The 12,210-nt window shown below is 67.0% G+C and carries 8 protein-coding genes; 1 reads left to right on the forward strand and 7 read right to left on the reverse strand.

The window, feature by feature from the left end:
- Nucleotides 1-86 precede the first annotated feature (86 nt).
- Complete coding sequence (locus tag MF6396_RS05560; protein ID WP_043863591.1) at nt 87-824, forward strand: substrate-binding periplasmic protein; 738 nt, start codon at nt 87-89, stop codon at nt 822-824.
- Here MF6396_RS05560 and yccS read toward each other — a convergent pair whose 3' ends face one another.
- The 7 genes from yccS to MF6396_RS05595 all read right to left on the reverse strand — a co-directional run bounded on the left by yccS (nt 825) and on the right by MF6396_RS05595 (nt 12,008).
- Entirely contained in the window at nt 825-3,005 is a 2,181-nt protein-coding gene (gene yccS / locus MF6396_RS05565) for a YccS family putative transporter (protein WP_043863622.1), read from the reverse strand.
- Between the two features lie 121 nt (nt 3,006-3,126).
- Nucleotides 3,127-4,308, reverse strand: coding sequence for an NAD(P)/FAD-dependent oxidoreductase (locus MF6396_RS05570; RefSeq protein ID WP_078479855.1), 1,182 nt, complete (start codon nt 4,306-4,308; stop codon nt 3,127-3,129).
- 111 nt (nt 4,309-4,419) lie between these two features.
- The gene (gene dbpA / locus MF6396_RS05575) at nt 4,420-5,757 is read right to left on the reverse strand and encodes an ATP-dependent RNA helicase DbpA (protein WP_229589801.1); all 1,338 of its coding nucleotides are present in this window, start codon (nt 5,755-5,757) and stop codon (nt 4,420-4,422) included.
- A gap of 105 nt (nt 5,758-5,862) precedes the next feature.
- Nucleotides 5,863-7,290 carry a multidrug transporter subunit MdtD gene (gene mdtD / locus MF6396_RS05580; protein ID WP_043863589.1) on the reverse strand — a complete coding sequence of 476 codons (1,428 nt, stop codon included), beginning with the start codon at nt 7,288-7,290 and terminating at the stop codon, nt 5,863-5,865.
- 110 nt (nt 7,291-7,400) lie between these two features.
- Complete coding sequence (locus tag MF6396_RS05585; protein ID WP_054915755.1) at nt 7,401-8,732, reverse strand: TldD/PmbA family protein; 1,332 nt, start codon at nt 8,730-8,732, stop codon at nt 7,401-7,403.
- Complete coding sequence (locus MF6396_RS05590; RefSeq protein WP_078479856.1) at nt 8,732-10,174, reverse strand: TldD/PmbA family protein; 1,443 nt, start codon at nt 10,172-10,174, stop codon at nt 8,732-8,734. The genes MF6396_RS05585 and MF6396_RS05590 overlap by 1 nt, the downstream gene beginning before the upstream one ends.
- 31 nt (nt 10,175-10,205) lie before the next feature.
- Nucleotides 10,206-12,008 carry an acyl-CoA dehydrogenase gene (locus tag MF6396_RS05595; protein WP_058541619.1) on the reverse strand — a complete coding sequence of 601 codons (1,803 nt, stop codon included), beginning with the start codon at nt 12,006-12,008 and terminating at the stop codon, nt 10,206-10,208.
- Between the last annotated feature and the right edge of the window lie 202 nt (nt 12,009-12,210).

Below are 12,210 nucleotides of genomic sequence, written 5' to 3' on the forward strand. Positions count from 1 at the left end.
TCTGGCCGTGCAGCCTAGCTTTGCGCCAACAGAAATCTCATGCCATTCAACAAGAACGCGGACCCGATCCGCTAAGGGATTTGAGCATGCGGCCACTGCTTCGAGCCTTGGGTTTGCTTGGATTGCTGCTCTGTGCCCAGTCGGCCCAGGCCGAAAAACTGCGGCTGGTGGCCGATGCCTGGCCCCCCTTCACCGACGCCCGCCTACCCAGGGGCGGGCTGGCCACCGCCCTTGTCACCACCGCCCTGGAGCGTGCCGGGTTTGCCAGCGAGTTCGAGCAGGCGCCGTGGGCGCGCGCGCTGCTGGGCATCGGCGAGGGCCGCTACGATGTGCTGATCAACGCCTGGCAGAGCGATGCGCGTACCCGCATCGGGGCCTTCTCCCAAGGCTACCTGAGCAACCGCGTGCGGCTGCTCAAGCGCAAGGGCGACGTGCTGCGTTTCGATACCCTGAGCGATCTCTACCCGCACGCCATCGCGGTGGTGCGCGACTATGCCTATGCGGCCGAATTCGACAATGACGGGCGTCTGCAGAAGGTGCCGGTGCGCGACTTTTCGGTGGCGGTGGGCATGCTGGCTGCCGGGCGGGTGCGCCTGACCCTTGAGGACGAATACGTGGCGCGCTACTACCTGCAGCGTGAAAGCGCGAACGTGCGCAACCGCGTGCAGTTCTTCGGCAAGCCGGTGAGCGAGAACAGCCTGCACATCCTGGTCAGCCTCAGGCATCCGCAGCATGCCCAGATCGTGGCCGGCTTCGACAAGGCCATCGCCGCCATGAAGGCCGATGGCAGCTATGCCCGGTTGCTCAAGGACTACGGCCTGTAGTCAGGCCGGGGTGTCCTTGATCAGGTGCGCGGCCAGGGTGCGCAGCGGGCCCAGCTGGCGGCAGATCAGTGCCAGCTGGGTCTGCACCAGGCGCTGGTTCTCGTCCATTTCCTCGGGCATCTGCTCAAGGCTCGCCGCCAGGGCTTCCTCGGCGTCGCTGTGGATCGCCACCGGGGTCTTGCTGGCAAGGCCAGTGGCAATTTCGTCGAGGCTGGCGGCCAGGCTGGCACCCGCGCCGTCGATCAACTGCTCGTGGGCCTCGGGTGCCAGTGCGCTGTCACGGTGTGCACCCAGCCCGGAGAGGTAGCTGAGCAGGGTGTGCGAGAGCACCAGGAAGCGAAAGCCCACGTCGGCCTCTTTGCGAAAATGCCCCGGCTCCATGAGCATGTTGGCCAGCGTGGTCGACAGCGCCGCGTCGGCGTTGTGCGCGTTGCGCCGGGCCAGGCGGTAGGCCAGGTCGTCGCTCTTGCCCTGGGCGTACTGCTGCATGATCTGGCGCAGGTAGGTGCTGTTGCAGCTCAGGGTGTTGGCCAGCACCTTGTTCAACCGACGGCCCTGCCAGTCGGGCAGGAACAGGAACACCGCCAGGATCGCGATCAGGCTGCCCACCAGGGTGTCGAACAGGCGCGGCAGGAACAGGCCGTAGCCGTCGCCGATCTGGTTGAAGCAGAACAGCACCATCAGCGTGATCGCCGCCGTGGCCAGGGTGTAGCGGGTGGTGCGGTTGACGAAGAACACCACCCCGGCGGCCACCGCGAACAGCGACTGGATGATCGCGCTGGGGAACAGGTCGAACAGCGCCCAGCCCACGGTCAGGCCGATGGCGGTGCCGATGATCCGCTGCACCAGCTTGCGCCGGGTGGCGCCATAGCTGGGCTGGCACACGAACAGCGTGGTGAGGATGATCCAGTAGCCCTGGGTGGGGTGGATCAGGTGCACCATGCCGTAGCCGATCGACAGCGCCAGCGGCAGGCGCAGGGCGTGGCGAAAGATCAGCGAGGTCGGCGTGAGGTGCTGGCGCAGGCGGCTCCACACATCCTTGAGGCTGCGTGGCGAACGGTCGAGCAGGCTCGAGTCGCTGTTGTCGGCCAGGTTGTCGGGGTTGCTGGCATCGCCGAGCAGGCGGTCGAGGGTTGCCAGGTTCGCCGCCAGCGCCCGCAGCGAGCGCAGCAGGCCACGCCAGGCCGGGTTGCTCTGGATGCGCAGGTGCTCGAGCGAGGCGTGCAGGTCTTCCAGTGCGGCGGCGAAGCTGGTGTCGTAGACGAACGGCTGGCGCAGCTGGATCGACTCGGACAATTGCACGCACGCCTTGCCCTGCTGGCGCAGCAAACGCTGGCAGCGAAACAGCACGTCGCTGTGGAAGAACGCCTCGGTGAGCGCGTTGTAGGGGTAGTGCGAGGAACTGGCGCGCTCGTGGATGTCCTGGGCCAGAAAGTACAGCTTCAGGTAGCGGCTCACCTTGGAGCCGGGGCGGCCATTGCCCACGCGGTGCAGGATGATTTCCTTGGCGGCGTTGAGGGCGGCCACCACCTTGCCGTTCTGCTGGGCCAGTTCCAGGCGGCGGGCCTCCACGTCCAGCTGGCGGATGGGCTCGAACAGGGTGGCCTTGAGCTTGAGGTAGCGGCCCAGTTCGCGAAACAGCCGCGCCAGGCTCTGCTGCACCGGCTGGTTGGAGAACAGCGCCTGCCACAGCACCGACAGCAATCCGTACCAGGCGGCGCCTGCCACCAGCAGCAAGGGCTCGTGCCAGAAGTCGGTGACCTGGCCGCCGCGCTGGTCCACGCCGATCATGGTGTACACCGACAGGATCAGTGTGGCCGAGGCGATGGCGCCGTAGCGCTCGCCCAGCGCGCCGAGCATGGTCAGCGCGAACGCCGCCAGCGCCAGGGCGCAGCCGAAGAGGATCGGGTAGGGGAACAGCAGCTCCACCGACAGCGCAGCGACGGTGAAGCACACCAGGGTCACGGCCAGGGCGTTGAGCCGGCCCTGCCAGCTGTCGTCGGTCTCGGCCAGGGCGCTGGCGATGATGCCCAGGAACAGCGGGATCAGCAGCCCCATCTCGTCCTGGTACCAGCACAGCGCCATGCTGCCGGTCAGCGCGATCAATACCCGGATGCTGTAGCTGAACTTGTCCAGGGCCCACAAACGACGCAGCGAGTGACGCAAGGAAGACGATGACATGATAGGGCGGCAGGCCTGCTTGGCGATGATCGAAATTGAGCCGGTCACGGTGGCAGCGAACTGTCACCGTGGTCACGTACCAGCAAAATTTGTTCCGTGATGCGCGATTCTAACGCGAAGGTTAGACGAACTGCGCGGCCGCGTAGGCCGATGCCCAGGCCCACTGGAAATTGAACCCGCCCAGGTGCCCGCTGACGTCCAGCACTTCGCCCACGCAATACAGGCCGGGGCTTTTCAGCGACTCCAGGGTCTTGGACGACACTTCGCGGGTGTCGACCCCGCCCAGGGTGACTGGGGCGGTGCGGTAGCCCTCGGTGCCGGCCGGCACCACCTGCCAGGCCGCCAGTTTGTCGGCGACCTCGGCCAGTTCGGCCGGGGTGTACTGCTTCATCGGCCGGGACACGAACCAGTGCTCGGCCAGCAGGTTGGCCATCTTCTTGGTGAAGACCTCGCCAAGCAGGGTCTTGAGTTCGCTGTTGGGGCGTTCGGCCTGTTGCTGTTGCAGCCAGGCGAGGGCGTCATGCTCGGGCAGCAGGTTGATCTCGACGCTGTCGCCGCTGTGCCAGAACGACGACACCTGCAGGATCGCCGGGCCGCTGAGGCCGCGGTGGGTGAACAGCAGGTTCTCGCGAAAGCTGGTGCCGTTGCAGCTGGCCACGCAGTCCACCGAGGTGCCCGACAGCTCGGTGCACATGGCCTTGAGCTGCGGCTCGGTGATGGTGAAGGGCACCAGCCCGGCGCGGGTCGGCAGCAGGGTGTGGCCGAACTGGCGGGCCACCTGGTAGCCGAAACCGGTGGCGCCCAGGGTCGGGATCGACAGGCCGCCGGTGGCGATCACCAGCGACTGGCATTGCAGCGTGCCCATGCTGGTTTCGAGCAGGTAGCCATGCTCGAGCTTTTCGATCTGCTCGATGCGCGTGTCCATGCGCAGCTCGGCGCCGGCGCTCTGAAGCTCGCTGAGCAGCATGTCGAGGATGTCGCTGGACTTGTTGTCGCAGAACAGCTGGCCGAGTTTTTTCTCGTGATAGGGCACGGCGTGCTTGCCGACCATCTCGATGAAGTCCCACTGGGTGTAGCGGGCCAGGGCCGACTTGCAGAAGTGCGGGTTGTGCGAGAGGAAGTTGGCCGGCTCGGTGTACAGGTTGGTGAAGTTGCAGCGCCCGCCACCGGACATCAGGATCTTCTTGCCGGGCTTGTTGGCATGGTCCAGCAGCAGCACCTGGCGGCCGCGGTTGGCGGCGTGGATGGCGCACATCAGGCCGGCGGCGCCAGCGCCGATGATGATCACTTCGGTGGAACGCACTGCAAAATCCTCAAGAATGGTGGTGACGCATTCGCCGGCAAGGCCGGCTCCTACACAACCCCGTAGGAGCCGGCCTTGCCGGCGAAGGGGCCCTGAAGGGCGACGAAGACCTCAGACGATGCGAACCCGCAGCGAGCGCCCCTTGATCTTGCCGCTGTTGAGCCGCTGCAGCGCCTGCTTGGCCACGCCGCGTTCCACCGCCACGAAGGCCTGGAAATCGAAGATCGCGATCTTGCCCACCTGGGTGCCCGGGATGCCGGCATCACCGGTCAGCGCACCCAGGATGTCGCCCGGCCGCAGCTTGTCCTTGCGCCCGGCACCGATGCACAGCGTGCTCATGGTCGGCACCAGCGGGCCGCCGGCCTGGGGTTTGAGGCTGTCGATCTGCTCCCAGCGCAGGGGCGCCTTCTGCAGCTGCTCGATGGCCTGGGCGCGGTGCGCTTCGGACGGGGCCACCAGGCTCGCCGCCAGGCCCTTCTCGCCGGCACGCCCGGTGCGGCCCACGCGGTGCACGTGAATTTCCGAGTCCCGCGCCAGCTCCACGTTGATGACCATGTCCAGCGCGTCGATATCCAGCCCGCGCGCGGCCACGTCGGTGGCCACCAGCACCGAGGTGCTGCGGTTGGCGAACAGGGTCAGCACCTGGTCACGGTCGCGCTGCTCCAGGTCGCCATGCAGCGACTCGGCGGCGATGCCCTTGGCCTTGAGGTGATCGACCACTTCCTGGCACTGCTGCTTGGTGAAGCAGAACGCCACGCACGACTGCGGACGAAAGTGCGCCAGCAGGGTAGTCACCGCGTCCATGCGCTGCTCGGGCGAGATCTCGTAGAAGCGCTGCTCGATCTGCGTGTCGGCATGCAGCGACTCGGCCTTGACCTGCTGCGGGTTGCGCATGAATGCGGCCGACAGCTGCTTGATGCCGGCCGGGTAGGTGGCCGAGAACAGCAGGGTCTGGCGACGCTCCGGGGTTTGCCCGAGGATGTCGGCGATGGCGTCGTAGAAGCCCATGTCGAGCATGCGGTCGGCTTCGTCGAGCACCAGGGTGTTGAGCCCGTCGAGCACCAGGGTGCCCTTGCGCAGGTGCTGCTGCACGCGGCCCGGGGTGCCCACGATGATGTGCGCGCCGTGTTCCAGCGAGGCGATCTGCGGGCCCAGGGACACGCCGCCGCACAGGGTCAGGATCTTGATGTTGTCTTCGGAGCGGGCCAGACGGCGCAGCTCCTTGGCCACCTGGTCGGCCAGCTCGCGGGTGGGGCACAGCACCAGGGCCTGGCAGCCGAAGTAGCGCGGGTTGATCGGGTTGAGCAGGCCGATGCCGAACGCGGCAGTCTTGCCGCTGCCGGTCTTGGCCTGGGCGATCAGGTCCATGCCCTTGAGGATCACCGGTAGGCTCTGGGCCTGGATCGGGGTCATCTGGGCGTAGCCGAGGGCGTCCAGGTTGGCCAGCATGGCGGCGGACAGCGGCAAGGTGGCAAATTCGGTGGCAATGGTGGTCACGAGGCGGGCCTGCAAAACAAAATGTCGCGCAGTGTACCAGCCTCGTGGCCATTAGCCCTAAGCCTCGATCTCCGGTTCCGGACGACGGGCACGCCTTCCGTCCGCCCTGGACAGCTGCATGAAGATCGCTGCCGCCAGCATCGACATCAGGCCGATGGTCAGGAAGGTCAGCTGGAACGCGCCCAGCGTGGTCTCCACCCCATCGCCGCTGCCGGCGCCGGTAAAGCCGCCCAGCAGTGCGCCGGCGCAGGCCACACCCAGGCTCAGCGAGAGCTGCGCCACCACCGACAGCAGGCTGTTGCCGCTGCTGGCGCTGGCGTCGTCCAGGTCGATCAGGGTCACGGTGTTCATCGCCGTGAACTGCAGCGAGTTCACCGCCCCCAGCAGCCCCAGTTGCACCAGCAGCAGGGCATACGGGGTGTGTTCGTTGACCAGCCCCAGGCTGCACAGCAGCACGCCCAGCAGCAGGGTGTTGCCGGTGAGGATGGTGCGGTAGCCCAGGCGCTCGATCAGCGGCCGGGCGATGGACTTGGCGACCATCGCCGAGGCGGCCAGCGGGATCATGCTCATGCCGGCCTGGGACGGCGAATAGCCCAGCGCCACCTGCAGCAGCAGCGGCACCAGAAACGGCAGTGCGCCGCTGCCCAGGCGGGCAAACAGGTTGCCGAGGATGCCCACCGAGAAGGTACGGGTGCGAAACAGCCGGGGCGAGAACAGCGGGTTGTCGATGCTGCCGGCGCGCAGCCAGTAGGCGGCCAGGCACGCCATGCCGGCGAACAGCAGCAGCATCACGCGCAGGTGCGGCAGGTGCAGCTCGCCCAGGCCCTCCATGGCGATGGTGATCAGCACCATCGCGGCGCCGAACAGCACAAAGCCCACGCCGTCGAAGCGTGTGCGCTCGGAGCCGCGCAGGTCGGGGATGAACTTCCACACCGCGTAGCAGCCCAGCGCGCCGACCGGCAGGTTGAGCAGGAAGATCCAGTGCCAGCTCAGGTACTCCACCAGCCAGCCGCCCATGGTCGGGCCCAGCAGCGGGCCGAGCAGGCCGGGGATGGTGATGAAGCTCATGATGCGCACCAGTTCGGTGCGCGGGTAGGCGCGCAGCACCACCAGGCGCCCCACCGGCAGCATCAGCGCGCCGCCCAGGCCCTGGATCACGCGGGCGCCGACCAGCATGCCGAGGCTGTTGGACAGTGCACACAGCAGCGAGCCGATGCTGAACAGCAGGATCGCGCTGAAGAAGATGCGCTTGGTGCCGAAGCGGTCGGCGATCCAGCCAGAGGCCGGGATCAGCAGGGCCACGGTGAGCATGTAGGCGATGATCACCGACTGCATGCGCAGCGGGTTTTCCGCCAGGTCGCGGGCCATGGCCGGCAGCGCGGTGTTGAGGATGGTGCCGTCCAGCGACTGCATGAAGAAGGCGATGGCCACTACCCAGGGAATCCAGCGGGCGGTGACGGGGTCCAGCGGGGTGCGGTTGGGCATGCTCTATGTCCTTGAGGGCCCCTTCGCGGGCAAGTCGAAGCGTCGAACCGCAGCTCCCACAGGGGCGGCGGTGATCCCTGTGGGAGCGGGCTTGACCCGCGATGGTGGCATCACAATGTCAGCGTCAGGCGTTTGACCAGCGCCCCCGGCAAATGACTCGAACTGGTCTGGCGCTGTCCGTAGGTGCTGGTCGACAGGATCAGCTCGCGCTCGGTCGTGAGCGCCTCCAGCTGCGAGCCGAGCAGGCTGTATACGCTGTCGTCGAAGCGCATGGTGCTGACCGGCGCCTGGATCTGACCGTCCTCGACCCAGAATGTCGCAAAGCGCGTCAGCCCGGTCATGCGCGCCGCCGGCAGGTCGGAGTAGTTCAGGTACCACAGGTTGCTGATGTACAGCCCCGTACCCAGCCTGGCGAGCACCTCATCCAGCGCCAGCTCGCCGGCGGCCAGGCTCAAGGCGCTCGGCCACTCGTGGGCCTCGGCGCCATTGGCGACCTGCTCGAACTCGGCGGCGCTGCGCGCATTGGTCAGCTGTTCGCGCGCCTGCCCTGCGTCCACCAGCTGCACGTCGCTGCGTGGGTAGCCTTCGCCGGAGAACGCCGGGCTCAGCGAGCCGCTGACCTGTTCGGTGATGTTCACCAGCGGGCTCAATGCCGCATCGCCGGCATACAGGCGTTGCAGCGGGCTGTCCTTGCTGGCGATGGCCTGCGCCGAAAAACCGCCCCAGCACAGCATGCCCATGATCTCGTCCATCGCTGCCGGTGCCAGGTAGGCGCGGTACTGGCCGGGGGCGAGGGTCTTGAGTGGACGACCCAGGTACTCCAGCTGCTCGCGGGCCTGGGCCAGGCGCCGGGCGAACGCGGCATTGTCCCACACCTGCCCGGCGTAGTTGGCCTTCACCGCCTGGCCGTTGGCGTGGAACAGGCTGAAGTCGAAATTGAAGCTGTTGGCCTGATGCCAGCCAGAGGCGCCGAACGAACTGGCAAAGCCGCGACTGATCGGCCCGGCGGCATAGATGCCCACCAGGTCCAGCGCGCCGGCGCCGTGTTCGATCTGCTCGAGCACCCGTGCGGTATCCGGCAGCGGGCCGTCCTGTACCTGATGGCTGTGCCAGGCACTATCGTTGAGCAACAGGTACGGGTCGGCAGGGATCAGCGGCAGGATCTGGCGCAGCTCGGCCAGCGCCTGGTGCAGGCGCTCGCGGTCCAGCGCCGGCTCGCCGCTGAGGGTCAGGTGCAGGTCGGCCTGGCGACCGTCGGCAATCAGCTTCAGGCTCGCACCGGCCTGTTGCACGTCGCCGGCCTGGCGCACCCTGGCATGGTTGAATCGTATGAATTGCGACTGCTCGGCGCTGTAGCTCAGGGTGAACTGTTCGGGGGCGCGCACGTTGTCGCGCAGCCATGCGACCAGGTCCTGGAAGTTGTGCAAAGGGCTGGCAGCCATCAGGCGTCTCCTCCGAATACGTCGATCTGGCTGAACACGCAGGCCGGCGAGGCATGGCCCACGCGCACCACCTGGTTGGGTTCGCCCTTGCCGCAGTTGGGCGTGCCGAGCACCTGGAAGGTACTGGCGTCGCCCACGGCGCTGAGGTTGCGCCAGAAACCGGCGGAAATACCGCGGTAGTTGGGGTTCTTGACCACGCCCTTGAGTTCGCCGTGCTCGATCAACTGGCCCCATTCGCAGCCGAACTGGAACTTGTTGCGCGCATCGTCGATGGACCACGAGCGGTTGGTGCGCATCAGGATGCCGTGCTCGATGCCGCCGATCAGTTGCGCCAGGGACTTGTCGCCCGGCTCGATGTTGAGGTTGGCCATACGGTCGATCGGTGCGCGGTTCCAGCCGCAGGCGCGGCTGTTGGCCACGCCGTCCAGGCCCGAGCGGAACTGTGACAGCGCACCTCCCAGCGGGCGCACCAGTACACCCTCGCGAATCAGGAACTGCTTGTGGGCCGGGGTGCCGTCGTCATCGTGCGCGTAGCTGGCCAGCTCTTCGGGGATGGCCGGGTCGAAGGTCACGTTGAGCAGTGCCGAGCCGTACTGCAGGTGGCCGAAGTCCTGGGCCTTGATGAAACTGGTGCCGGCGTAGTTGCGCTCGTCGCCCAGGATGCGGTCCATCTCCAGCGGGTGGCCGATGGACTCGTGGATCTGCAGCATCATCTGGTCGGGCATCAGCAGCAGGTCGCGTACCCCGCTCGGGGTATTGGGCGCCAGCAGCAGTTGCAGGGCCTGGTCGGCCACCTGGGCCCCGGCACCGAGCAGGCCGCAGCGCTCGATCACATCCACGCCGCCCTGCTGGCCGAAGTTCTCGCGGCCCAGGCTGCGGCTCTGGCTGTCGCTGCCGTCGAAGGCGGTGACACTCATGCCGGGGAACACGAAGCGTTGCGCCTGGCGCAGTTCGGCGCCGGCACTGTTGAGGTAGATCTGCTCGACCGTGCTCAGGCCCAGGCTGGCCTGCCAGTTCACCAGGCGCGAATCGCCCGGCACGCTGGCCGATTCGCGGGCCAGCAGTTCATAGCAGTCGGCCAGGGCCGGGAAGGTGCTGTTGAGGTTGGGCGAGCAGTAGTCGGCGCGGGCGCTGGACACCGGTTGCTCGCGCAGGTCGAGCAGGGCGTGGCGGGCGATCTGGCGGGCCAGCGCCTCGGCCTGGTCGAGGGCGCGTTGCAGGCCGGCCTGGGACAGGTCGGCGGTGGCCGCGTAGGCCTCCACGCCGTTGACGCGCACGGTGAGCATCGCGCCCTGGTCGCGGGTCAGGCTGGGTGGTTCGGCGATGTTCTTGCGCACCGACAGGTGCTGGTGGGCTTCCTGCACATAGCGCAGGGAGAAAAACTTGGCGCCGCTGTTCAGGCCAGCGAAACGCTGGCGCAGCGGCGCGGTGAAATCGAACATGCGCGAACCTCCGGGTGACGGTGGTTCCCCCTCAGAACCACTCCTCGTGCATGCCCGGGCAGGTATCGTCGCGGGCCTCGAGCAATGCGAGGTCATTATGGCAGGCCGGTACTTCCCAGGTGAGGAAAAACCGTGCGGCCTGCAACTTGCCCCGATAGAACCCGGTATCGGCCGGGTTGCCGCGGGCCAGGCCCTGTTCGGCGCGAATCGCCTGCTCCAGCCAGCGCCAGCCGATCACGCAGTGACCGAAGGCCTTGAGGTACAGCGCCGAGTTGGCCAGGGCGCTGTTGACCTGGCCTGTGGACAACTCGCCAAGCAGGCCCAGGGTCACGTGCTGCAGGCGGCTGAGCAGTTGTTCCAGCGGCTCGCGCAACGGGTCCAGGCGGGTGTAGGCATGGGCCTGGGCGCAGGTGCCGGCGATCAGGCGTACCAGTTGCTTGAGGCCGGCGCCACCGTGCTGGGCCAGCTTGCGCCCGAGCAGGTCGAGTGACTGGATGCCGTGGGTGCCTTCGTGGATCGGGTTCAGGCGGTTGTCGCGGTAGTACTGCTCTACCGGGTAATCGCGGGTGTAGCCGTGTCCACCGAGGATCTGGATCGCCAGCTCATTGGCCTTGAGGCAGAATTCGGACGGCCACGACTTGACGATCGGGGTCAGCAGGTCGAGCAGTTGCTGGGCCTGCTGGCGCTCGTCTTCGGTGGCGGCGGTATGGCTGTCGTCGAACAGCCGGGCGGCGTACAGGCCCAGGTCGAAGGCACCTTCGACGTAGGCCTTCTGGGTCAGCAGCATGCGTTTCACATCGCTGTGCTGGATGATCGGCACGGCGGCGGTGGAGGGGTTCTTGTTGTCGGGCAGGCGGCCTTGCGGGCGCTGGCGGGCGTAGTCCAGCGAGTACAGGTAGCCGGCGTAGCCGAGCATCACCGCGCCCATGCCCACGCCGATGCGCGCCTCGTTCATCATCTGGAACATGCAGGCCAGGCCCTGGTGCGGCTGGCCGATCAGGTAGCCGACGCACTGGCCGTTGTCGCCGAAGTTGAGTGCGGTGGAGGTGGTGCCGCGCCAGCCCATCTTGTGGAACAGGCCGGCCAGTACCACATCGTTGCGCTGGCCCAGGCTGGCGTCCGGGTTGACCAGGAACTTGGGCACGATGAACAGCGAAATGCCCTTTACCCCGGGTGGTGCGTCGGGGAGTTTGGCCAGCACCAGGTGCACGATGTTCTCGGACAGCGTGTGATCGCCCCCGGAGATGAAGATCTTGTTGCCCTTTAGGCGGAAGCTGCCGTCGGCGGCGGGTTCGGCGCGGGTGCGGATATCGGCCAGCGAGCTGCCGGCGTGGGGTTCGGTGAGGGCCATGGTGCCGAAGAAGCGGCCCTCGATCATCGGTTGCAGGAACAGGCGCTTTTGCTCGTCGGTGCCGAAGTTCTCGATCAGGTTGGCGGCGCCCATGGTCAGGAACGGGTAGGCAGTGGTGCCGGCGTTGGCGGCCTGAAAGTGGGCGAAGCAGGCTTGCGAGAGCAGGGTGGGCAACTGCATGCCGCCGGCCTCGAAGTCGCGGTTGGCGTTGAGAAATCCGGCGTCGAGGAAGGCGTCGACGGCAGGTTTGACCTCGGGGATCAGGATGGCCTGGCCGTTCTCGAAGCGTGGCTCGTGCTCGTCGCCCTTGCGGTTGTGCGGGGCGAAGTATTTTTCGGCCAGGGTGCGAGCGGTGTGCAGCGCGGCGTCGAAGGTTTCGCGGCTGTGCTCGGCGAAGCGTGGGCGTTGGGTGAGGGCCTCGGCGTCGAGCACTTCGTAGAGTTCGAAGGCCAGGTTGCGGGCGCTGAGCAGGGTGTCGGACATGGCGGCCATACCTTGGTGGGGATGGGGCCGAGTCTAGGCATGCGGGCGGGAGGTGGACAGGTTAATAGGTGGGGGTGATGAGGGGTCAGAACCGTTGTCAGGTGTGTGTCCGCAAAAAAAATCGCGGGCCAGGCCGGCCCACACAAGAATCTGCATCGATCCTGTGGGGGCGGGCCTGACCCGCGATTGGCAACGCCTCGGT

This window comes from Pseudomonas sp. MF6396 (genome assembly GCF_002018915.1).
GTDB lineage: Bacteria > Pseudomonadota > Gammaproteobacteria > Pseudomonadales > Pseudomonadaceae > Aquipseudomonas > Aquipseudomonas palmensis.

Coding starts and splice junctions, on each gene's coding strand:
- dbpA (WP_229589801.1), bottom strand. CDS start 5,757: ATGCTGGCCAACCTGGACGCCCTCGGCTACGCCCAGATGACCCCGATC.
- MF6396_RS05560 (WP_043863591.1), top strand. CDS start 87: ATGCGGCCACTGCTTCGAGCCTTGGGTTTGCTTGGATTGCTGCTCTGT.
- MF6396_RS05590 (WP_078479856.1), bottom strand. CDS start 10,174: ATGTTCGATTTCACCGCGCCGCTGCGCCAGCGTTTCGCTGGCCTGAAC.
- MF6396_RS05595 (WP_058541619.1), bottom strand. CDS start 12,008: ATGTCCGACACCCTGCTCAGCGCCCGCAACCTGGCCTTCGAACTCTAC.
- mdtD (WP_043863589.1), bottom strand. CDS start 7,290: ATGCCCAACCGCACCCCGCTGGACCCCGTCACCGCCCGCTGGATTCCC.
- MF6396_RS05585 (WP_054915755.1), bottom strand. CDS start 8,732: ATGGCTGCCAGCCCTTTGCACAACTTCCAGGACCTGGTCGCATGGCTG.
- yccS (WP_043863622.1), bottom strand. CDS start 3,005: ATGTCATCGTCTTCCTTGCGTCACTCGCTGCGTCGTTTGTGGGCCCTG.